We start from the raw sequence: 22,388 nt of genomic DNA, 5'->3' as shown, positions 1-22,388 counted from the left end.
GCCGTTTTTCAGCAACCACCGTCGTCGTCTGGCTTGGTCCTGCACGGCCTTCCGGCATGGATCCGTCATGCCCGCGCAGGCGGGCACCCAGTACGCCGCGGCCTCGCGGTGCAATCACGCCCGTCTCGGCGCACTGGATCGTCCCCTTCGCGGACGATGACGGCGGAGGTCGCGGTGACGGCTGGTCCAATACGGACGGCCTGAAGCGCACGCTGTTTCCTAACAATCGGTCGTCATGCCCGGGCTTGACCCGGGCATCCATGTCGTCCGTTACCCTGGCTCGTGGATGGCAGGGTTAAGCCCGGCCATGACGGAGGAGAAAGCGTGCCCCAACTCAACGCCTCACAAAGGCGCCGCCGCTCACGCCGCCGTCTTCGCCTTGCCGTCCTGGATCGCGCGCCAGATCTTCTCGGCCGTCAGCGGCATGTCCAGATGCTTCACGCCGTAGTCCGATAGCGCATCGATCACCGCGTTGATCACGCTCGCCATCGACCCGGCACAGCCGGCCTCGCCGCAGCCCTTGGTGCCCAGCGGGTTGCTCTTGGCCGGCACCGGATGGTTGTCGACCGTCATCATCGGCACGTCGGAGGCGCGCGGCAGGGCGTAGTCCATCAGCGAGCCTGTGATCGGCTGGCCGCTCTCGTCGTAGCGCAGGTGCTCCATCATCGCCTGGCCGATGCCCTGGGCGACACCGCCATGCAGCTGGCCGGCGACGATCATCGGATTAATCACCGTGCCGAAGTCGTTGATCGCGGTATAGGCGACGATCTGCGCCACGCCGGTGTCCGGCTCGATCTCGACCTCGCAGACATGGCAGCCGTTCGGGAAGGTCGATTCCGTCGCCGTCGAATTGTGGTCGACGTCCAGCGAGGCCGGCACGCCCTCGGGCATCTTGCCCTCGCGCATCCGCCGCGCCAGCTCCATGATGTCGATGCTGCGATCGGTGCCGGCGATGGTGAACTGGCCGCCGGAAAACTCGATGTCCGCTTCGGACGCCTCTAATAGATGCGCGGCGGCCTGCTTACCCTTGGCGATCACGAGCTGCGAGGATTCGACGATCGCCTGTCCCGTCGCGGTGATCGAGCGCGAGCCGCCGGTGCCGTTGCCGTAGCGGACCAGATCGGAGTCGCTCTGCTCCAGGCGGATCTTCTCGAACGGCACGCCGAGCTGCGCCGACAGCACCTGCGCGAACGGGGTGGCATGGCCCTGTCCGTAGTCGAGCGTGCCCGTGGTCAGCGTGACGCCACCATCGGCGTCGAAGGTGATCTTGCCGAGCTCGCCGTTCGGCGGCGCGGTCACCTCCAGATAGGAGCCGACGGCGATGCCGCGCAGCTTGCCGGCCTTGCGGCTCTCGCGCTTGCGCTTGGCGAAGCCGGCGTAGTCCGAAACCTCCAGCGCCTTCTCGAACACCGCGGCAAAATCGCCGGAATCATAGGTGACGCCGGAGGCGGCCGGGAACGGCATCTGGCTCGGCTTGATGAAGTTGCGCTTGCGAATGGTGAGACGGTCGATGCCCATTTCGCGCGCGGCGGTGTCGATCAGCCGCTCCATGAAATAGTTGGCCTCGGGCCGGCCGGCGCCACGATAGGCGCCCATCAGCGTCACGTTGGTCAGCACGGTCTTGATGTCGACGCCGAGCAGCGGGGTCTTGTAGACGCTGGCGAGGTTCTTGCCGGTGTTGAGCGACAGCGGCAGCGGCGCCACGCCCATGATGTAGGCGCCGAGATTGCCGTAGCCGGAGAGTCTCACGGCGAGGAACTTGCCGTCGGCATCGAGCGCGAGCTCGCCATGGATGATCTGGTCGCGGCCCTGGCTGTCGGACAGGAAGGCGGTGGTCCGCTCGTCGCGCCACTTTACCGGACGCCCCAGCGCCTTGGCGGCGTGCAGGATGCAGATATATTCGGGATAGGAGACGTTCTTCATCCCGAACGAGCCGCCGACATTGGTCGTCACGATCCGGACCTTCTCCGGCGCGACGTTGAGGATCTTGGCCAGGGTCACCTTGTTGCCGGACACGCCCTGGGTCGGCACCTGCAAGGTGAAGCGCTCGGTCTTGCCGTCGAACGCGGCGAGCGCGACGCGCGGCTCCATCGACACCACAGCGACGCGGGTGTTGACGATGTCGAGCTTGGTGACGTGCGCCGCCTTGGCGAACGCCTCCTCGATCTTGGCGGTGTCGCCATAATGGTAATCGAGCGCGACGTTGTTCGGGATGTGGTCGTAGAGCTGCGGCGCCCCCGGCCTGGTCGCCTCTTCGGCATTGGTGACCGCGGGCAGGGGCTCGATGTTGACCTCGACCGCCTCGGCGGCGTCACGGGCCTGCGCCGCGGTCTCCGCTACCACGAAGGCGATGGGATCGCCGACGAAACGCACCTTGTCGGTGACGAGCGCTGGCCGGTTCGTCTGCAGCAGTGGCGAGCCGTCCCGGCTCTTCATCGGCAGGCCGCAGGTGAACGGGCCATAATTGGCGCTGGCGAGGTCCACGCCGGTCCACACGCCAAGCACGCCGGGCATGGCCTTCGCAGCCGCGGTGTCGATCCCCTTGATGATCCCATGGGCGTGGCTGGAGCGGACGATCCAGGCATGCGCCTGTCCGGGCAGGTTGAAATCGTCGGTATATTTGCCGTGTCCGCGCACCAGCGTGTCGTCCTCCTTGCGCCGGACCGGCTGCCCGACACCGAATTTCTGCAGCGCAATCGCGTTTTCGAGGGAGGCCGGTGCGGTGTGATCTTGCATGGGAGGGAGACCTGCGGAGCTGGATGGAGCGCAAATGCGGGCTGTTCCCAGATAGTGCAGGCCCCGCGGCCGGACAACGGTTGATTAGGAATGGTGCATCACGCCTGACGGAGGGGCTGTTGCGCCGGCGCTATCCACTGATAAAGTCTCGGGAAAGATAACTTCCATCTGGGCCGGTTCGGCCAGCGGAAAGACATTTGAATGATCAATGACACGCGGCTGCGGGAGGATCCCACGCCGCGCGGGAACCCAGAGCCCGGCTTGCATCCGGGTCTGGACGTCGCGAGACCGGCCTGCGCCAGCAATGGCAGCAGCGTGTATGCGGCCCTGGACCTCGGGACCAACAATTGCCGGCTCCTGATCGCCTGTCCTTCGGGCGACAGTTTTCGCGTGGTCGATTCCTTTTCGCGTATTGTCCGGCTGGGCGAGGGCATCTCGACCACCGGCTGCATCAGCGATGCGGCGATGGACCGGGCCATCGCGGCGCTCTCCATCTGCCGGGACAAGATCCAGTCCAAGAAGGCGCGGCGGCTGCGCCTGATCGCGACGGAGGCCTGCCGCGCCGCGGCCAATGCCGAGGGGTTCCGAACCCGGGTGGCGGCCGAGACGGGCATCCAGCTCGAGGTGATCGACCGCGAGACCGAGGCGGCGCTGGCCGTCAAGGGTTGCGCCCCGCTGCTCGACTCGGGCGGGCGGGGGGCGATCCTGTTCGACATCGGCGGCGGTTCCAGCGAGCTGGTCAGGATCGAGCGCGATCCCTCTGACCGCAGTGCAGAGCCGCGCATCAAGGCCTGGATGTCGATCCCGCTCGGGGTCGTCACGCTGGCCGAGCGCTTCGGCGGCCGCGACGTGACGCCGGAGATCTACGCCGCCATGGTCGAGGCCGTGGCCGAGCATGTCGGACCGTTCGCCGCCGAGCATGGCGGCGATCTCGACGGCATGCATCTGCTCGGCACCTCCGGCACGGTGACGACGCTGGCGGGCATCCACCTCAATCTCGCCCGCTACGATCGCCGCCGGGTGGACGGCATCTGGATCAACGATGCGGACATTACGTCGACCATCGGCAAGCTGCTGGCGATGAGCTACCAGGAGCGCGCCGAGAACAATTGCATCAGCATCGACCGCGCCGATCTCGTGCTGGCCGGCTGCGCCATCCTCGACGCGATTCGTCAATCCTTCCCGCTGCCACGCCTGCGCGTCGCCGATCGCGGCCTGCGCGAAGGCATGCTGGTCGAAATGATGCGCGAGGACGGTGCGCTGAGGTCGGCGTAGCAAGGGATCGAGGACGTCATTCCGGGGCAGGCTGGACGAAAACAGGGAAGCTGTTCGCGTCTGGCGCGGACCCGGACTCTCGCTCCGTAACTTCTGGATTCCGGGTCCCGCCCTGACGGGCGGTCCCGGAATGACCTCCGAGACCAAGATGGCAAAAGACACCACCGGCCGCATGCATGTGCAGGTCAAGACCGGGGGCAAGCGCAAGCTGTCCTCGAAGCTCTGGCTGGAGCGGCAGCTCAACGATCCCTATGTGGCGCAGGCCAAGCGCGACGGCTATCGCTCGCGCGCGACCTACAAGCTGATCGAGATCGACGACAAATTTCACCTGCTCAAGCCCGGGATGACCGTGGTCGACCTCGGCGCCGCGCCGGGCGGCTGGAGCCAGATCGCGGCGCGCCGCGTCGGTGCCGAGGCCGGGAAGGGCAAGGTGGTGGCGATCGACCTGCTGGAGATGGGCGAGATCCCCGGCGTCACCTTTGCCCAGCTCGACTTCCACGCCCATGAGGCGCCCGAAAAACTCCGCGCCATGATGGGCGGCCGCGCTGATGTGGTGATGTCGGACATGGCCGCGAACACCACCGGACATCGCAAGACCGACCAGCTCCGCATCGTCGGCCTTGTCGAGCTCGCCGCGCATTTCGCCGGCGAGGTGCTCAAGCCCGGCGGCAGCTTCCTCGCCAAGACGTTCCAGAGCGGCGCCGATGCCGAGCTGCTGGCGCAGCTCAAGCGCGACTACGCCAGCGTCCGCCACGTCAAGCCGGCCGCCAGCCGGCAGGATTCGTCGGAACGCTATGTGCTGGCGATGGGCTTTCGCGGCGGAGAGCAGACCGACCTGTTGTAATGGCGTCATTGCGGCGGCCGCGTCCGGGCGATACAGAGCTGGAACATCAAGGTCTCGGGAATCGGTTCAAGGCCGGCGAGACGTCAATTCCGGAGGTCCTGCATGCGTGTTCTGAGCTGGAGCGCCCTCGCGCTGGGTTTGGTGGTCGGGATCGCGGCTTCGGGGTCGGCTCGCGCCCAGGCCTATGATCCGCGCTATCCCGTGTGCATGAAGGTCTATGAAGGCGGCCGGTTCGGCGGCGGCGAGTGGATCGACTGCAGCTATACGTCGCTGCCGCAATGCCGCGCGACGGCGTCGGGCCGGGCGGCGATGTGCGACCTCAATCCGTTCTATGCGCCGCCGGCACCGCCGCCACGTCGCGCACACCGGCATCATCGCTGAAACATGTCGTGACGGAACGGCCATTGCCGTGCCGCACAATCAAGCTCAAGATCCGAGACTTCCACAGTTGGCGGGCCGCCATGCCGCGACGTTTCATCGTTTCCATCGTGACGCTCCTGCTGCTGCTGCCGGCGATCGCGATCGCTGCACCGGCGCATAAGCGCAAGGCGCAACGCTGGCAGGGCTATGGCTTCCTGCCGGGCTATAAGCAGCCGCCCAACAACAGTCTGCCCCTGTACGCGGACAAGGAAGCGATGCGCAACGGGCCGCGTGGCAACCGCCGCAACTGGTATATCGACGGTACGCCGAAATACATGCTCTATAACGGCGAGTGGCACTATTTCGGCCAGCCCGGCTTCTATCGTGGCCATTACAACGGCGGCAGCTTCGGTCCGTGCTGGACCCGCACGCCGGTCGGCATGGTCTGGACCTGCGGCTAGGCCGCTCCGCACCAACAGGCACCCGACGCAACGCGCACGAACAGGTGCGCTAACCTGTCGCAGCGCGACGCCTTGAACGGCCCCTCTGCAGCTGTAGGCTTTTGTCGCGCCTTGGGAATCTGGAACCGCTCCGGCCGTTCGCGGCGACCGCTCGCTTGTTTTCAAGCGCAAGAAGAAACGAGAGCCGCCTGGGCGGCCGTGGAGGGTTGCTTTGAAGTCGTTTTGTGCGCGCCTGTTCGGTGCGGTCGTCGCGCTGATGGCGCTGACCGCTTCTCCGGGTCTTGCTCAGCAGATGGAGCTGAAGGTGATGGCGCCCGCCGCGCCCGGCGGCGGCTGGGATCAGACCGCCCGCGCCATGCAGCAGGCCTTCGTGGCCTCCGGCGTGGCGCGCAGCGTCCAGGTGACCAACGTGGCCGGTGCGGGCGGGACGGTCGGCATCGCGCAGTTCGTCAATGGCGCCAAGGGCGACGGCAACCAGCTGATGGTCAATGGCTTCGTCATGGTCGGCGCACTCGCCATGAACAAGTCGCCGGTGACTTTAGAGCAGGTGACGCCGATCGCGCGGCTGACCGAGGAGATCCAGGTCATCGTCGTGCCCGCGAATTCGCCGATCAAGACCGCGCAGGACCTGGCGGCGTCGCTGAAGGCCGATATCGCCAAGGTGACCTTTGCCGGCGGCTCGGCCGGCGGCGTCGATCACGTGATGGCGGCGCTGTTCGCCGGCTCCGTCGGCGCCGATGCGAAGAAGGTCAACTACATCCCGTTCTCTGGCGGCGGCGAGTCGCTCGCGGCGATCCTGGGCGGCAAGGTCACCGCCGGCATCTCGGGCCTCTCGGAATATGACGGGCAGATCAAGAGCGGCAAGCTGCGCGCGATCGGCATCTCCTCGGAGAGCCGGATTCCGGGCGTCGACATCCCGACCTTCAAGGAGCAGGGTATCGACCTCGTGCTCGCCAACTGGCGGTCGGTCGTTGCGCCTCCCGGCATCACGCCGGAGCAGAAGAAGACGCTCAGCGAGGCCGTCGAGAAGATGGTCAAGTCGGATGCCTGGAAGGACATCCTCAAGCAGAAGGGCTGGGATGACGCCTATCTGCCGGGCGATGCCTTCGCCGAGTTCCTGAAGAAGGAGAACGTCCGCGTCACCGACGTGCTGAAGTCGGTCGGCCTCGTCAAGTCATGACCGAGAGCGCCGCAAGGGAGGCTCCCGCGCGCGGCATCGACAAGGCCGGCATCGTCATCGCGGCGCTGCTGGCCGCTGTCGCACTGGTGCTGGTCTACGACGCCAACCAGATCCCGGCCACGACGATGTATGGCATGGGTCCGCAGGTCACGCCGGTGGTGATCGCCATCGGCCTCGGCATTCTCGCGCTCGCCAACCTGATCGATGCGGTCAGGGGCAACCTTCCGCCGCGCGAGAGCGCGGATCCGGTTGCGGTGCTGCTGATCCTCGTCGGCCTCGCGCTGCTCATCGCCATCATCGGCTTCGGCGGCGGCTTTATCCCGGCGACGACGACCCTGTTCGTCACGACCTCGGCCGCGTTCGGCCGCCGCGCCTTCGTAACCGACCTGATCATCGGCGTGGTGCTGACGACGCTGATCTACGTCGCGTTCGACCGTCTCCTCACCCTGAGCCTCCCCGCCGGTCCGCTCGAAAGACTGCTCTGATGGACACCTTCGCCGCGCTCGCGCATGGGATGGCGATCGCCGCCCAGCCCATGAACCTGCTTTACGCGCTGATCGGCGTCTTCCTCGGCACCGCCGTCGGCGTGCTGCCGGGCATCGGACCGGCGCTGACCGTCGCGCTGCTCTTGCCGGTCACCTACAAGCTCGATCCCGGCGGCTCGCTGATCATGTTCGCCGGCATCTATTACGGCGGCATGTATGGCGGCTCGACCACCGCGATCCTGATCAACACGCCCGGCGAGAGCGCCTCGATGGCCACCGCGCTCGAGGGCAACAAGATGGCCAAGGCCGGCCGCGGCGGTCCGGCGTTGGCCACCTCGGCCATCGGCTCGTTCGTGGCGGGCACGATCGCCACGATCGGACTCGCGTTCCTGTCGCCTTACCTCGTCGACATCGCCGTGCGCTTCGGCCCGGAGGACTATTTCGCGCTGATGTGCGTCGCCTTCATCACGGTGTCGGCTACGTTCGGCGACTCGCCGATCCGCGGCCTGACAAGCCTGTTCATCGGGCTGGTGCTCGGCCTTGTCGGCATCGACAAGCTCACCGGCCAGGCGCGGCTCGCCTTCGGCGTGCCGGAACTGCTCGACGGCGTCGAGGTGACGACGCTCGCGGTCGGCCTGTTCGCGGTCGGCGAGGCGCTCTACGTCGCCTCGCGCCGGCATCACTCCGAAGAGAAGATCGAGGCCGTCAAAGGCTCGCTGTGGATGACGCGCGAGGACTGGAAGCGGTCGTGGAAGCCGTGGCTGCGCGGCACGCTATTCGGCTTCCCGATCGGCGCGCTGCCGGCCGGCGGCGCCGAGATTCCGACCTTCCTGTCCTATTCGACCGAGCGGCGCCTGACCAAATATCCCGACGAGTTCGGCAAGGGCGCGATCGAGGGCGTCGCCGGGCCGGAGGCTGCGAACAACGCCTCGGCCGCCGGCACCTTGGTGCCGCTGCTGACGCTCGGTCTGCCGACCTCCGCGACCGCGGCGATGATGCTCGCCGGCTTCCAGCAGTATGGACTCAACCCGGGTCCGCTGCTGTTCGCCGAACGTCCGGATCTCGTCTGGGGCCTGATCGCCAGCCTCTTCATCGCCAACACGATGCTCCTGGTGTTGAACCTGCCGCTGGTCGGCCTGTGGGTGCGGCTGTTGAAGATCCCGACGCCCTGGCTCTATGCCGGCATCCTCGTGTTCGCCACCATGGGCACGATTGCTGCGAAGCCATCCGTGGTCGAACTGTCGATGCTCGCCGGCTTCGGCGTGCTCGGCTTCCTGATGCGCCGCTTCGACTTCCCGATCGCCCCTGTCGTCGTCGGCCTGATCCTCGGGCCGATCGCCGAGAGCCAGTTGCGCCGCGCGCTGGCGATCAGCCTCGGCGATCCCATGACCTTGCTGCAATCTCCGATCTCTGCGACATTGTTGGTTGTCGCGCTGATTGCGCTGATCGCGCCGTTCATCTTGAAGGGACTCGGGCGTTTCAAGGCGAATGAGGATTGAGTGTGGCGCTGGGCGCGGAAACCGCGTCGCTGCACTGCAACATAACGTGACCGGCTGAAGGGGCGAAGATCGGACTCGGTTTGAAACGATGTCCGCGTGATCTGGTTTGCGCTTCAACCATCGAGACCGGGGCCTGGAACTCCGGATCATCAGAGGAAGCGTCTTTCGGGGCGTGTCACCCCAAACCGAAAGAGACCCGATGACCGATCGCTTCGATGACGGTTTCAAGCCATCCCCCGCACCACGTCCGGCCGCTCCGAAAACAGCGGCGCGTGCGCGCCATCCTGTGATCCTGCGTGTTTCCGCGATCGGCGTCGCCGGCATAATGGCCGTGCTGATGCTGACCGCCGTGGTGCCGCCGATCGTGGCCGACCAGTCGGATCGCGCCGTGGTGAATGCGCCCGTGATGCTGCTGACCTCGCCGATCGCGGGGCAGGTCGATGCGCTCTCGGCGAAGCCGGGCGGCGAGGTACGTTCCGGTGACCGCCTCGCCGAGATCACCAATTCACGCCTCGACCGCACCACGCTGATCTCCCTGGAGGAAAAGGCGGGCGACGCGCGCCAGAAGCTCGACGCAACCCGCGCGAAACATCAATCCGACGTCGCCTATGTCACGTCGCTCGACCAGGAGATCGCGAGCCAAGCCGATCAGCTGAAGACGCAGCTGCAATCGCAGATCGAGGAGCTGCGCGCCCGCGTCGCGCAGTCGAACGCGCAGAGCAGCGAGAAGAAGGCGATCGTCGACCGGCAGAACCGCATGGTGGCGCGCGACGCCGCCAGCGTCGAGATGCTGAAGCCGACCGAGCAGCAATATGCGGCGGCGCTGCACGACACCGACGCGCAGACCGCCAAGCTGAACCAGAAGCTGGCGCAGCTGAAGGCGCTGAACGCCGGCATCTATGTCGGCGAGGATCTGGTCGCGCTGAACATGCTCGGCCAGAAGCGCCGCGATATCGATCTCGACGCCCGCAGGATGGAGATCGAGGAGAAGCAGCAATCGGCCGTGCTCGACGATCTCGAAGGCCTGATCAAGTCGGAGCGCGCGCGGCTGGCGCGACTCGCCGCTGCCGATGTGCTCTCGCCGGGTCCGGGCAAGGTGCTCGCGGTCGGCGCCGACACCGGACGCCATGTCAGCGCCGGCGATACGATCGCCTCGGTGGTCGATTGCGACAAGCGTTTCGTGGTGGCGATCTTCTCCTATCGGCAGGGTGAAGCGATGAAACCGGGCACCAAGGTACGCATCGAGGGCGGCGGCTTTCGCAGCGGCGTGGTCAGCGCCGTGCTGCCGAAGACCAGCGACAAGGTCGACGAGCGTTTTGCCGTGCCGTTTCCGCAGACCGAGCGGCGCGAGCTCTATGTCATGATCACGCCGGACGCTGCGGCCGACAAACCTGCCGCGCAGCCGGCTTCCGCCGCGACGCCGGCCTGCACGGTGGGGCAGTGGGTCACGGTGACCCGTGACAACGGCATCGTGCCGTCGATGTCGGTGACCTGGCGCCGGCTCGGCCATCTCGTCGCCTCGCTGGCCGATCTCGATGCGCCCACGCCCGACGAAGCGACGCGTCGCGCCGGCGTGACCAAGCTCGACAGGGCCTTGCGATCGCAGCCGGCCGCCGCGCAGATGTCCGAGGACGGCCAGCACTGGCTGCCGGCGACGCGCGCGGTGTCGGCGCAATGAGGCTGATGGCCATGATCATGCTGTCCATGGCGCTGCTCGGCGCGTCGGCGGCGCGCGCCGAGACGTCGTTCTGTCCCGGCCTGGTGCAGGCGGTCGGACCGGGGCTCCGGGGCAGGGATGCGGCGTTCATCCGCAGCTACGAGCCGGGTGCCGGTGAGGAGGCGCTGCCGCTCGGTCTCTCGACCACGGCGTTCACCTATGACAACGCCCTGGTGGCGATCGCGCTGGTCGCCTGCGGCCAGGTCGATCAGGCGCGGACGATCGGCAACGCCCTGATGCAGGCGGCGACCTACGACCGCACCTTCGACGACGGCCGGCTGCGCAACGCCTATCGCGCCGGTCCCCTCGGGCGGGGTGCTGCGCTGCTGCCGGGCTGGTGGGATGATCAGAAGAACATCTGGGGCGAGGATCCGGCACAGGACGGCACCGCGACCGGCAACGTTGCCTGGGCGGCGCTCGCGCTGCTGACGCTGCATCAGGCGACCGGCGAGGCCGACTATCTGTCCGGCGCCAAGCGGCTGATGGACTGGATCATCGCCCATGCGAGCAACGGATCCGAGGGATTCAGCGGCGGCTTTCACGGCTACGATCCGCAGCAGGTGCGCCTGACCTGGATGTCGACCGAGCACAATACCGACGTCTACGCCGTGGCGTCCTGGCTCTTTCGGCTCACCTCCGCGCCGCGCTACCGCGACGCGGCGCAGACGGCGCGCCGGCTGCTCGATCGCAGCTTCCGCGGTGATCATTTCCTGCTCGGCACAAAGCCCGATGGCAGCCCCGCCGACGCCGATCTGCTCGCGCTGGACGTGCAGCTCTGGCCGTGGATGGCGGTGCCGGACACGCCCGACTGGCGCAAGGCGCTCGGCTTCGCGCAAGCCCATCTCGCCGTCGATGACGGCTTCGACTTCAACGGCGACCGCGACGGCGTCTGGGTCGAAGGCACGGCGCAGGCCGCGCTGGCCTATCGCATGGTCGGCGACGCCGCCGCCAGCGAGCGGCTGCTGGCTGGCCTGCGCAACGATCGAACCGCCTCGGGACTTCTCAACGCGACGCGCAGCGCCCGCGTCAGCACGGGCCTGTCGATCGATCCGAGCGGGGCCAGCACGATTCCTGACTTCTTCTACTACAAGCGTCCGCATCTCGGCGCCACCGCCTGGGCCGTGCTCGCCGAGACCGGCTGGAATCCGTTCACCGGCGCGAGGGTGCCCTGATGTTTCCCACTGCCAGCAATGCCGCGTCGGTGCTGTCCACCGATCTCGGCGTCCTGCTCGGGCTCATGGTCATGGCCCGGCTGCTCGATCCCGCGCGGCTGCGCGATCGCGTTCTGTTCGGTGTCACCGCGGCGTCGTTCCTCATGATCTACACGCTGTGGCGCTGGCACGACACGCTGCCGACGTTCGATCTGACCCTGCAGGCGCTGTGGCCGCGGCTGTTCATCACGCTCGAGATCGTCGCGATCTCCTATACGCTGATGTCGATCCTGATCCTCACCCGCAGCGTCGACCGCTCGGCACAGGCCGACGCCGCGCAGCGCGCGCTGGCGCGCGGCGAGCAGCCCGCCGTCGACATCTTCATCTGCACCTATGACGAGCCGATGGAGATCGTCGAGCGCTCGATCCTCGCCGCGCTCGCGCTCGACTACGCCAACAAGACCGTCTGGGTGCTCGACGATACCCGCCGCGACTGGCTGCGCAGCTTCTGCGACGAGGTCGGCGCGCGCCATCTGACGCGGCCCGACAACAAGGGCGCCAAGGCCGGCAACCTCAACAACGCGCTCACAGCGACCGCGCGTGTGTCCAATGCGCCCGTGATCCTGGTGCTCGACGCGGACTTCGCGCCGCGCCGCGATTTCCTGCAGCGGACCGTGGGCCTGCTGCTGTCCGAGCCGGACATCGCGGTCGTGCAGACGCCGCAGTTCTACTACAACCCCGATCCGATCCAGCACAATCTGCTGGCGTCCGGCCATTGGGTCGACGACCAGCGCTTCTTCTTCGACGTGTTCCAGCCGGCCAAGGATGCCTGGGGCTGCGCCTTCTGTGTCGGCACCTCCTTCGTCGTGCGCCGCGAGCGGCTTACGGAGATCGGCGGCTTCCCGCATGCGGCGATCTCCGAGGATCTCAACCTCACCTACACGCTGCTCAAGCGCGGCTTTCGCACCGTCTGGCTCAACGAGCCGCTGAGCTTCGGCCTCTCAGCCGAAGGCGTGCCGGAATACATCACCCAGCGCGCGCGCTGGTGCCTCGGCACGATCCAGGTCGCGCTGCTGCGTGACGGCCCGCTGCGCAGCCGGGGCTACAGCTTCACCCAGCGCTGGCACTTCCTGCACGGCGTGCTGAACTGGCTGTGCAAGCCGTTCATGGTGCTGCTGCTGATCGCGCCGCCGATCTACTGGTTCGCGGGCCTGCCGGCGTTCGAGGCCGACTATCTGTCTTTCCTGCGCTACGGCGTGCCGGCGCTGCTCGGCACCATCATCTACATGGGCTGGATCTCGCGGTCCAAGACCTTGCCGCTGTTCATGGAGGCGACCCATGCGGTGACGTGCTTCGCGGTCACCGCGACGTTGCTCAGCGCCGCGATCAGGCCGTTCGGCCGTCCCTTCAAGGTGACCGACAAGGGCGGCGACCGCTCCAGGCCGCGCGTCCATGGCAAGCTCGCCGCGATCTTCGGCCTGATCGCCGCGAGCTCGGCGGCCGCCATCGTCTGGGCCTTCGTGTCGCCGAATGCGGCCAGCGAAATCTCGTCGATCGACTATTTCAACCTGCTGTGGGCCGGGATCGCGATGCTGATCGCGTTCATCGCGTTCCTGGTGTGCTTCGAGCTGCCGCGGTCAGAGGATCAGTTTCCCATCGCCGAGGCGGGGTGGCTCGCGCACCGCGGCGAGGTCGTGCCCTGTCACGTCGAGGCGCTGTCGCTGTCGTCGGCCCGTCTGGCCGGCCTGCGCCGTGGCGCGACGACGCCGGGCAGCGCGATGCCGATCCATCTCGATGGTCTCGGCTGGATCGACGCCTCCGTCGAATCCGTCTCGAAGAAGACGATGCAGCTGCGCCTGCAGCCGAGCGAGGCGCAGCGACGGCAGCTGGTCGTCCGCCTGTTCAGCTCCTCCTGCGGCGTCATCACCGGCCAGGCCCGCCTGCGCGGCGCCCTTGCAGGCCTGGCGCGCCGCGGCTTCGTCGGGCGCTGACACGCGCTTGCGCAGCCCGGGCGAGCGCCGCGACCCCGGGTTCTCCGAGATATCTCGTGTGACCCCGCATATCGCTTGCGCTCATGCGGGCTACGCTTTTGCATTTCCGACGTAGGGTGGGCAAAGCTGCCGCCGCCTGCGGCAGCGTGCCCACGGTCTCTCAGCACGTTCCGCCGCCCGACGGTGGGCACGGCGCCATCACCAGCTCGCGTCCGAGACGCAGCACGGCAGCGCCTTTGCCCACCCTACGCCCTGGGCTTGGCGCAACCCTCATCGCTGTGCTTCCTCGATCTTGTCCAGCACCTTCTCCGGCGCGATGTCCTTCGAGGCGTCGCGCAGCTCGGGCTTGGCGTCCGGCTCGATGCCCATCCGCTTGGCCATCTGGTTCAGCAGCGCCACCACCTGCGTCAGCTCGTGCTCGGTCAAGAGGCTGATCTGCAGATCGAGATCGGCGCGCTTGTCGGCTTCGCCGGCCATGCGGTTCTGCGAGATCAGCACGAAGGTCGAGAGGAAGATCGCCTCGACCGAGGCGATCATCGCCAGCACCACGAAGCTCTCGTCCCAGGCCGGCACGCCCGGCACGAGATGCAGGTTGGCGACGATCCAGAAGCCGAACAGCAGGAGATGCAGATAGACGAAGAGCATCGAGCCGGTGAAGCGCGTGATCGCGTCTGCGACCTTCTGCTGCGCCGTCGCCGCGGTCTGCTCGCGCTTGCGGCGGTCGACGAGCGCCTGGATGTTGCGTTCGAGGGCAGGGGTGAGCCCCGGGGTGGGAGCCGGACGCGGCGCGAGTTCTTCGGTCATGCCGTGAAAACGGCATCTCGCGGCCGGGCGTTCCAGCCTGCGAGCAAAGAATGCGGCACTCGGACGCGGTGCTGCGCAGACATTCGGCCAGGGTGTCGCACCGCCTTGCCGGACGGTAGCTTCGACTTAGATGCGGCTGACTGTCCACAGGAGAACAGAGACGTGTCTACCGTAGTGAAGTCCACCGTGTCGGCCCTGATCGTTTTGGCATCCGTGAGTGCGGCCCAGGCGAGAAGCATGGAATGTCCCACGATATCGGAGACCGAGATCGAGGGCCTGTTCACGAGCTTCAACGAGGCGTGGGCGACCAAGGATCCGGCCAAGGTCACCGCGCTCTTCACCAGGAAGCCGGTGCTGCTCGCGACCGTATCGAACCAGCCGCGCACGACGCCCGAGGCGGTCAACGACTACTTCGTCAAGTTCCTCAAGAGCAGCCCGGTCGGCCGCATCGACAGCTCGACGATCGAGCTCGACTGCAATACGGCGACGCGACTCGGCACCTGGACGGTGACCTTGACCGATCCGGCGAGCGGCGCCAAGACCGACGTCAAGGCGCGCTACTCCTTCATCTATCGCTATGAGGAGGGCGCCTGGAAGATCGACCACCTGCACTCGTCGATGATGCCGGAGAAGTAGGCGGCATGAGAGCCGGCCCGCTTCGGCCGGAGCGGGTCCGGCTGATGTTCGTCTGGAGAACGCAGGCCGGCCAAGATGTCGGATCTGCCACATGCGAGATGAATCACGCGCGGCCTCGCGAATCATAGATGTCGCGCAGATGCATGCGGTTCGGAAAGCGTGTAGGTGAGGCATTCGAGCGAGGTCGGTGTCTCGTTCGAACAGCATCCCCGGATCGGTCCACGCGGCTGATTGCGAACCACGAATTCAGCTCATGCGCCGTATTGTGACCACCTTCCTTGTTTTCGCCTGCGCGGCACTTCACGCCGGGGAGTCTGCGGCGCAAAAGCAGGATCGCTCGCTGCAGCTGACGAAGGCGGGCATGGCCATCCTTCGGGCCAAGCTCGACGGTGAAGGTCAGCCCGCGAGGGAGTCTCCAGGCGCGAAATATCCCCAGCTCACATTTCCCCTCGGGATGTGCGCATTCCCCAATGGGCTGTGCGGCGCGGTGCGCCGCGACGGGAGTGTGGCCGTTCCGCCGCGCTATGACTGGATCGGCGGCTTTTCGGATGGTCGCGCAGCCGTTCGAAATGGCGGGTTGTACGGCTTCGTCGACGAGCAGGGACGGGAGACGGTGCCGCCGCGCTACACGCTCGTGGACGACTACAGGTTCGGATTTGCGCGGATCGTCGTCGACGGCAAGGCCGGCCTGATCGATCGGGACGGGCAGGTGGTGATCGCACCGACCTACGCGCACATCGTGGCGATCGGTCCTGATCGTTTCCGCATTTGGAAAATTGATCCGGGGACCCCGAGGGTTGAGGATGAGGTTCACTACAGCGGGTTGGGTCGACGCATCACGGGCAAGATCCGGGACGACGACGATGTCGACGAGTACGGCACCATCGACCGCGCCGGCCGTTTGATCGAGCCGCTCGGCCGCAGCTTTGATTCTGCCGACCCATCCATCCGCCTCGTTCGCCACGACCAGAAATGGGGCCTGCAGCGCGCCGATGGCAGCTGGCTGATCGAGCCGCGTTTCGATGCGGTGGACACGCCATGGGGCGGGCTGGCCCGGTTCAGCCTGAACGGCAGGATCGGATTCATCGGCCGGAGCGGCCGGGTCGTCGTCGAACCCATCTTCGATGAGGCATGGCCGTTCAGGCCGTTCGGATCGTACACGGTCGTGCGGCAGGGCCAGACCATGGCCGTGATCGATCGTGCCGGTGCGGTGTCATTCCGGATCGATGCCGATGAGCTTCAAGATTTGGACGTGCATGCCCGCTCGGCTGCGCCGCTCGGATGGAGCTTCAAGCGGAACGGTCGCTGGGGGCTGCTCGACCCGCTCGGGCGGACCGTCATGCCGGCTGAATTCGATCGCGCCATCCAGCGCTGTTTGGACGGCCATCTCATCGCGTTCAAGGACAAGGAATGGTCTCACTACCGCGCCGACGGCTCTCCGCTGCAGCCCTCCGCCGGACGAATCGTGGATGGTGGCTGTCGTCCATCGCCGGTCTATGTCGCGAAGGTCGGCGACAAGGTCGGCCTTGTGGATGCCGATGCCAGGGAGCTGGCGCCGGCCGTCTACGACGCTTTGCTGCCGGTCGGGCAGAACCTCTGGAACGCCAAGCGCGATGGGAAATGGGGGCGCATCGCTACGGACGGACATTGGGTGATCGAACCGAAATTCCTCTATTTGTCGCGTGATGCGCCGTTCGCGGTCGCCATCGTCGCAAGCCAGCGGGGCATCGTGAAGCCGGATGGGAGCTGGCTGATCGCGCCGCGTTTCGAGGCCGCACGGCTGCGCGACGCGGACACGGCGTTCGTCGCCACGGCCGGCGCGACCGGAATCATCCGGCTGAAGGATGGCTCCTGGGCCGTGCCGCCGCGCAGCGGGGAGATGTGCGACATCAACTATGGCCTGCTGTCGAAGAGCGACGGACGCCGCGTCCTTCTCTCGAAGGCCGGCCAGGTCTTGATCGATGCGCGCGTCGATCAAATCGAACTCGGTTTGGAAACGGGGCTGCTGTCGTTCCTGAAGAACGGCAAATGGGGCGCGATGGACACCGCCGGCAAAGTGGTCATCGATCCGGTCCATGACGAGATGCTGGGATTCTCGGCGTTCCGCGGCGTGACCTGGGCCAGGCGCGAGGGGCGCTGGTGCGCGCTCGACCGGCGCGGCAAGGTGGTCCCGACGATCGCCTGCATGGAGCGGCATCCACGGGTCTCCGTCGGCAGAGAGGTCAAATGCGCCGTCGAGCCTTGAGGTCCGACGGGGCCGCGACCGGAGCATGAAGTCACCGACGGCCCGGGCTTAGGCATGTCTCACACCTGGATCGCATCCTTGATCTTCTGCCGGGTCAGCGGCAGGTCGCGCAGGCGGCGACCGATCGCATTGGCGATGGCGTTGCCGACTGCGGCCGCAGCCGGTCCCTGCGCCGTCTCGCCGGCGCCGAGAAACGGCAGTCCAGGGCGGTTGATCAGATGCACCTCGATGCTGTCGGGCACCGAGTTGAAGCGCAGGATCGGATAGCTCTGCCAGTCGATGCTGGTGATACGGGTCGCGTCGTGGCTGACGCTCTCGTAGAGCGTCCAGCTCATCGACTGGATGATGCCGCCTTCGATCTGGTTGGTGAGGCCGTCGGGATTGATGATCTCGCCGGCATCGACGGCGGCCACCGCGCGCGCGAGCCGCGCACGTCCCGTGTCACGGTTGACCTCGACCTCCGCGGCGATGGCGCAATAGGCGGCGAGGTTCTTGTAGCGGGCAAAGGCGAAGCCACGGCCGCGTCCCGCCGGCAGCTTGTCATGGCGGCTCCAGCCGAATGCATCGGCGGCCTTTTCGATCACATCGCGCCCCCGCGCGTCCGTCAGGTGCCTCAGCCGGAACGCGACCGGATCGGTGCCGGCCGCCAGCGCCAGTTCGTCCATGAAGCTCTCGATCGAGAACACGTTGTGATAGGCGCCGAGCGAGCGCAGCGCGGAGATCCGCAGCGGCATCTGCTTGACGAAGTGGTGCGTCACGACCGCATTCGGGAACGTGTAGATCGGGATGGCGTTGCGGTCGCCGCCGCCTTCCGGCAGCGGCAGCGGTTTGGGCGCCGGCTCCGCAACGGGATCGGCCTTGTGCTGGGCCGCGAGCAGCGAGCCGGCGCCGCCGGGCCGCATCGAATGGGTGTTGCTCCAGACCTCGTAGGTCCAAGCGGCGATCTTGCCGTCGGCATCGAGCGATGCCCTGGCCTGCGTCAGCATGGCCGGGCCGAACGGCTCCCAGGCATGCTCCTGCTCGCGCATCCACTGCACGCGGACCGGACGGCCCGGCAGCTCGCGCGCGATCAGCGCCGCGTCGGCGGCGGCGTCGTCGGCGCCGTTATGGCCGTAGCAGCCGGAGCCTTCGACATGGATGACGCGGACCTTGTCGGGCGGCAATTGCAGCATCTCCGCGATCGCCTGGCGGTCCGGGAAGACACCCTGGGTGTGGCTCCACACCGTCATCATCCCGTCCGCGAACTGCGCCAGCGCGCAGGACGGGCCGATCGAGCCGTGCGCCTGATAGGGCCGCGTGTAGCTCGCGGCGATCGTCTTTGCGCCGGTGACGGCTGGATCGGCAATGTTGAGGATGATTGAATCCTGTGCGGGCAGGCTGGTCAGCAATAGCCGCGGATCGGCCTGCGCCGGCAGCCGCGCATTCTCCTGCCATTGGCTGCGCGCGGCGAGCGCGATCATCGCCCTGATCGCCTGGTACTCCTTGTTCGCGACCACCGCGATGAAGTTGCCGTTCCTCACCACCTTCACCACGCCAGGCATCGCCTCGACGGCGGCGCTGTCGAGAGCTGTCAGCTGCGCGCCATAGCTGGGCGGCCGCACCACGCGGGCGTGCAGCATGCCATCCGGCCGCATATCCTGGACATAGGCGGCGCCGCCGGTGACCTTGGCCGGAATGTCCACGCGCTGCAGCGGCTTGCCCATCACCTTGAAGCTCGCCGTCTGCTTCAGTGTCGAGGTCGGCGCGGACTCGACATGCAGCATGTCCTGGGCGACCAGCTCGCCATAGGAAAGGCGCGTGCCATCGGGAGCAACGACCGCGCCATTGTCGGTCCGCAGCTGATCCGCCGACAGGCCGAGACGCTGCGCCGCCTGCGCGATCAGCAGCGTCCGCGCCTGCGCCGCGGCGTTGCGGATCGCGGTGCCGCTGTCCTGCATCGAATGGCTGCCGGAGGTGTAGCCCTCATTCGCGGTGAGGCCGGTGTCCGCCGTGACCAGCTTCAACCGGGCCATGGGCACGTCGAGCTCCTCGGCCGCGACCTGCAGAACGGCGGTCTTCATGCCCTGGCCGAGCTCCGCCTTGCCGGTGAGCACGGTGATCTCGCCGCTGGCGTCGATCCGGATCCATGAGTCGAGATAGGGCGTATGGGCGAGGCTGCCCGGCCGCTTCACGCCGTTCGGCGCCGGCTGCGCGGCGGCATCGCGCAAGGCGAAGCCGACGATCAGGGCGCCGCCGCCGAGCAGCACGCCGCGGCGATCGAGGGTGACAGCCGACCTCATAGCTTGGCTCCTTCCGCTCCGGCATCGGCCCGGCGCATCATGTCGGCAGCGCGATGCACCGCGCGCAGGATCCGCATATGCGTGCCGCAGCGGCAGAGATGCGGAGCCAGCTCGGCGCGGATCTGCTGGTCTGTCGGAGCTGCGTTCCGTTGCAGCAGCGCCTGCGCGCGCATCATCATCCCGGGAGTGCAGTAGCCGCATTGCGCCGCCTGCTCCTCGATGAAGGCGCGCTGGATCGGCGCAGGCGCGTCCTGCGTGCCCAAGCCTTCGAGCGTCGTGATCTTGCGGTCCTTCAGCAGCAGGATCGGCGTGATGCAGGAGAACACCGCGTCGCCGTCGACCATCACCGTGCAGGCGCCGCATTGGCCGAGGCCGCAGCCATATTTGGCTGCATTGAGCTTGATGTCGTCACGCAGCACGTAGAGCAGCGGCGTGTCCGGCTCCGCATCGACCTGGTGATCCCGGCCGTTGATCGTCAGTGTCATCATGGCTGGCCTCGCGGGGGCGAAGGGATGCTGATGTTGGGCGGCTCGGCGGCGGTGCGCAGGAAGCTCGCCTGCGCCTGCCGCGCGCCGGCGATGGTCTGAGCGAGATTGCTCCAAGGCGGCCGCGTGCTGAAGCGCGCGCGCAGGAAGCCCAGCAGCGCGCTCGCCTGCGCATCGGTCAGGCTCGCCGCGAAGCCGGGCATGATCGGGCTGCGCTCGCCGTCACGCGCCGGCAGTCCATACAGGACCGTGTTGGCGACGTTGCGCGCATCCGGCGCGCTGATGCCGGTCGATCGGTGCAGATCGATGCCGCCATAGGGCAGCGGCCGCGCGCTCTCGTGGCAGTTGGCGCAGGCGGCCGCGTAGATCGCGGCGCCATCCTGGCCGTCGGCCGACAGCGCAGCGCCCTCTGCCGTCGAGGTCGCGGCCTGCGGCGGACCGGCCGGCTGCTTCGCCTGCCGCGCGGCGGCATCCGCGACTGCTGTCTCTCCACCTGATCCGCGGTCCGGCCGCGGAGCGAACATCGCGGCGGTGTAAGTGGTGATGGCCCTGATGTCGTCGGCGTCGATCGAGGCCAGGTTGTTGATGACCTGCGCCATCGGACCGCGGGCGACGCCGTGATCCCTCTGCCAGCCCTGACGCAGATATTCGAACAGCGCGTCCTCCGTCCACGGCACCGGCGCCGGCGATTGCGCGTTCAGCGCGTAAGCCTGCCAGTTGTCGGCCTCGCCGCCGGAAAAACTCGCCGCCTTGCGCTCGGCGCCGAACGCATTGCGGGGCGTGTGGCAGGCGCCGCAATGCGCGAGGCCTTCGACGAGATATTGCCCGCGATTCCAGGCCGGGCTCTTTTCGGGGTCCGGCTTCACCTCGCCGCGGTGCAGGAACAGCAGCTTCCAGCCGGCGATGACGGGCCGGAGGTTGAAGGGGAAGGCAAGGTGGTTGTCAGCCGGCGCCGCATGCGCCGGCTCGCGCGTCATGAGATAGGCGTAGAGCGCGCGATCGTCATCCGCGCTGACATGGGTGAAATGGTCGTAGGGGAATGTCGGATACAGATGATGGCCGTCGCGATCGACGCCGGACACCATGGCGCGCTCGAACGCCGCTTCCGACCAGCGGCCGATGCCGGTCTCGGGATCGGGGGTGATGTTGGTCGAATAGATCGTTCCAAACGGCGTCGCCACGGGTAGGCCGCCGGCGAAATCCTTGCCGCCTTTGACGGTGTGACAGTCCGCGCAGTTGCCGATGGCCGCGAGCTGCCGGCCGCGCTTGACCAAAGCGGGCTCGAAGGCCTGGAAGCCCGGCGGATCGATCGCGGCGATCGCCGGACGCCACGTCGCCGCAAGGGCGGCAGCACCGAGGATCACCAGCAGCGTCAGGAGCGCGAGGCCGAACCGTTTCGAAAGGGACATGCAGACGCTGTTCTCGTGGCGTCAGACAACGATCCCCAGCATGATCGGTTTCACGGCGATGCGCCATTCACTGCTGCTTGAATTCGAAGGCGCTGCACTGCAGCGCCGATACGCGATCGATGGCTCCTCGAGCGAAGATCGCGAGCGGCCGCGATCACTCCGCGTGTCATTGCACAAATCCGCCGATGCCGGAGTTTTTCCACTCCCCCGATGGGCGGGTTGGGCAGATCGTTCAAGAATTGATCGTTCACCTGCGCAATGCTGGCCTCGATGCGCTTGGCGACTTGCCCCGCGCGCGAGGCCGTGCGGGAACACACAGGAGGTAAGTCCCATATCGTCACATTCACGGTGCGTGAGGCATACCTTTCGTTCGCTGCACGGATGATCGGAGCGTAGGGTCCGAAGGTCTCGTTAGCCACGATCTCCATGCCGTTGTCGGCGGTCGGCGAAGACATGTGGCGGGATCACGGGTCCTTCCAGTCAGAGCTTGCCGTGACCGGCGACCGAGCCGCCGTGAGCGGCGGTCTCATGGCCGCCGCACGCGCTGGGCGAGGCGGGCGAGGCGTTTGCGTGCGACGTCGAGTAGCAGGGTAAGCGCGTCGAGGCCCTGCGGTTCGGTCGCCCCGGTCGCGACTGCGCTGCCGTTGAGATGCCGTTCGCAGTTTTGCGCGAATGTCGTCGTGATGCGCGACGCCAGATCGCGGACCAGTCCCTCACGCGCGATCTGCGCCAATGGACCGGAGAGGCTGTAGCCGATCGCGAGCTCGACGCGGGTTGCGCGTCCGTCATCGATCGGGAGCATGCGCCAGCTGATCTGTCCGGAGGTCGAGC

18 protein-coding genes and 1 pseudogene are annotated in these 22,388 nt (G+C 67.1%); 12 read left to right on the top strand and 7 right to left on the bottom strand.

The window, feature by feature from the left end:
- Positions 1-360: 360 nt before the first annotated feature.
- Positions 361-2,736 (bottom strand): xanthine dehydrogenase family protein molybdopterin-binding subunit, encoded by a 2,376-nt coding sequence (locus BRAS3809_RS20365; RefSeq protein ID WP_008963936.1) that lies wholly within the window; start codon positions 2,734-2,736, stop codon positions 361-363.
- A 201-nt stretch (positions 2,737-2,937) separates the two neighbouring features.
- Here BRAS3809_RS20365 and BRAS3809_RS20360 point away from each other — a divergent pair, with 201 nt between their 5' ends.
- The 10 genes from BRAS3809_RS20360 (at position 2,938) to BRAS3809_RS20315 (ending at position 13,699) form a co-directional block, all read left to right on the top strand.
- Complete coding sequence (locus tag BRAS3809_RS20360) at positions 2,938-4,011, top strand: Ppx/GppA phosphatase family protein (protein ID WP_035657177.1); 1,074 nt, start codon at positions 2,938-2,940, stop codon at positions 4,009-4,011.
- A gap of 148 nt (positions 4,012-4,159) precedes the next feature.
- A complete protein-coding gene (locus BRAS3809_RS20355; protein ID WP_008963934.1) occupies positions 4,160-4,855 on the top strand; it encodes an RlmE family RNA methyltransferase in 696 nt (231 codons plus the stop codon).
- A 102-nt stretch (positions 4,856-4,957) separates the two neighbouring features.
- A complete protein-coding gene (locus BRAS3809_RS20350) occupies positions 4,958-5,236 on the top strand; it encodes a DUF3551 domain-containing protein (protein ID WP_052523454.1) in 279 nt (92 codons plus the stop codon).
- Positions 5,237-5,316: 80 nt separating this feature from the next.
- The gene (locus BRAS3809_RS20345) at positions 5,317-5,676 is read left to right on the top strand and encodes a hypothetical protein (protein WP_035657175.1); all 360 of its coding nucleotides are present in this window, start codon (positions 5,317-5,319) and stop codon (positions 5,674-5,676) included.
- A 211-nt stretch (positions 5,677-5,887) separates the two neighbouring features.
- Complete coding sequence (locus BRAS3809_RS20340) at positions 5,888-6,856, top strand: Bug family tripartite tricarboxylate transporter substrate binding protein (RefSeq protein WP_008963931.1); 969 nt, start codon at positions 5,888-5,890, stop codon at positions 6,854-6,856.
- On the top strand, positions 6,853-7,341 hold the full coding sequence (locus tag BRAS3809_RS20335; protein WP_008963930.1) for a tripartite tricarboxylate transporter TctB family protein: 489 nt from the start codon (positions 6,853-6,855) through the stop codon (positions 7,339-7,341). Before BRAS3809_RS20340 ends, BRAS3809_RS20335 begins: the two co-directional genes overlap by 4 nt.
- The gene (locus BRAS3809_RS20330; protein ID WP_035657172.1) at positions 7,341-8,840 is read left to right on the top strand and encodes a tripartite tricarboxylate transporter permease; all 1,500 of its coding nucleotides are present in this window, start codon (positions 7,341-7,343) and stop codon (positions 8,838-8,840) included. The genes BRAS3809_RS20335 and BRAS3809_RS20330 overlap by 1 nt, the downstream gene beginning before the upstream one ends.
- Before the next feature lie 199 nt (positions 8,841-9,039).
- Positions 9,040-10,518, top strand: a complete 1,479-nt coding sequence (locus BRAS3809_RS20325) for an HlyD family secretion protein (RefSeq protein WP_035657169.1) — start codon at positions 9,040-9,042, stop codon at positions 10,516-10,518.
- Positions 10,515-11,729 (top strand): hypothetical protein, encoded by a 1,215-nt coding sequence (locus tag BRAS3809_RS20320; protein ID WP_008963927.1) that lies wholly within the window; start codon positions 10,515-10,517, stop codon positions 11,727-11,729. Before BRAS3809_RS20325 ends, BRAS3809_RS20320 begins: the two co-directional genes overlap by 4 nt.
- Positions 11,729-13,699: a glycosyltransferase family 2 protein gene (locus BRAS3809_RS20315; RefSeq protein ID WP_008963926.1), complete on the top strand. Its 1,971-nt coding sequence runs from the start codon at positions 11,729-11,731 to the stop codon at positions 13,697-13,699. Before BRAS3809_RS20320 ends, BRAS3809_RS20315 begins: the two co-directional genes overlap by 1 nt.
- 270 nt (positions 13,700-13,969) lie before the next feature.
- Here the strand turns inward: BRAS3809_RS20315 and BRAS3809_RS20310 are convergent, their stop codons facing one another.
- Positions 13,970-14,503: a DUF1003 domain-containing protein gene (locus BRAS3809_RS20310; RefSeq protein WP_008963925.1), complete on the bottom strand. Its 534-nt coding sequence runs from the start codon at positions 14,501-14,503 to the stop codon at positions 13,970-13,972.
- 162 nt (positions 14,504-14,665) lie between these two features.
- On the opposite strand from BRAS3809_RS20310, the gene BRAS3809_RS20305 reads away from it, so the two are divergent.
- A complete protein-coding gene (locus tag BRAS3809_RS20305; protein WP_008963924.1) occupies positions 14,666-15,139 on the top strand; it encodes an SgcJ/EcaC family oxidoreductase in 474 nt (157 codons plus the stop codon).
- A 253-nt stretch (positions 15,140-15,392) separates the two neighbouring features.
- Positions 15,393-17,384 carry a WG repeat-containing protein gene (locus tag BRAS3809_RS20300; RefSeq protein WP_008963923.1) on the top strand — a complete coding sequence of 664 codons (1,992 nt, stop codon included), beginning with the start codon at positions 15,393-15,395 and terminating at the stop codon, positions 17,382-17,384.
- A 59-nt stretch (positions 17,385-17,443) separates the two neighbouring features.
- Here BRAS3809_RS20300 and BRAS3809_RS20295 read toward each other — a convergent pair whose 3' ends face one another.
- From BRAS3809_RS20295 to BRAS3809_RS20280, 5 genes and pseudogenes are all read right to left on the bottom strand, one after another.
- A complete protein-coding gene (locus tag BRAS3809_RS20295) occupies positions 17,444-19,663 on the bottom strand; it encodes a xanthine dehydrogenase family protein molybdopterin-binding subunit (protein ID WP_008963922.1) in 2,220 nt (739 codons plus the stop codon).
- Positions 19,660-20,151 (bottom strand): (2Fe-2S)-binding protein, encoded by a 492-nt coding sequence (locus BRAS3809_RS20290; RefSeq protein ID WP_035657164.1) that lies wholly within the window; start codon positions 20,149-20,151, stop codon positions 19,660-19,662. Before BRAS3809_RS20290 ends, BRAS3809_RS20295 begins: the two co-directional genes overlap by 4 nt.
- Positions 20,148-21,557, bottom strand: a complete 1,410-nt coding sequence (locus BRAS3809_RS20285; protein ID WP_008963920.1) for a cytochrome c — start codon at positions 21,555-21,557, stop codon at positions 20,148-20,150. The genes BRAS3809_RS20290 and BRAS3809_RS20285 overlap by 4 nt, the downstream gene beginning before the upstream one ends.
- A gap of 50 nt (positions 21,558-21,607) precedes the next feature.
- Positions 21,608-22,012 (bottom strand): aldehyde dehydrogenase family protein, encoded by a 405-nt coding sequence (locus tag BRAS3809_RS35985; RefSeq protein ID WP_008963919.1) that lies wholly within the window; start codon positions 22,010-22,012, stop codon positions 21,608-21,610.
- Positions 22,013-22,083: 71 nt separating this feature from the next.
- Positions 22,084-22,388 (bottom strand): annotated as a pseudogene (locus tag BRAS3809_RS20280) (carbon monoxide dehydrogenase); the annotation flags it as partial.

This window comes from Bradyrhizobium sp. STM 3809, assembly GCF_000239795.1.
Classification (GTDB): Bacteria; Pseudomonadota; Alphaproteobacteria; order Rhizobiales; family Xanthobacteraceae; genus Bradyrhizobium.
Note: the sequence above shows the minus strand (reverse complement) of the source record. Positions and strands in the feature narration are given on the sequence as shown.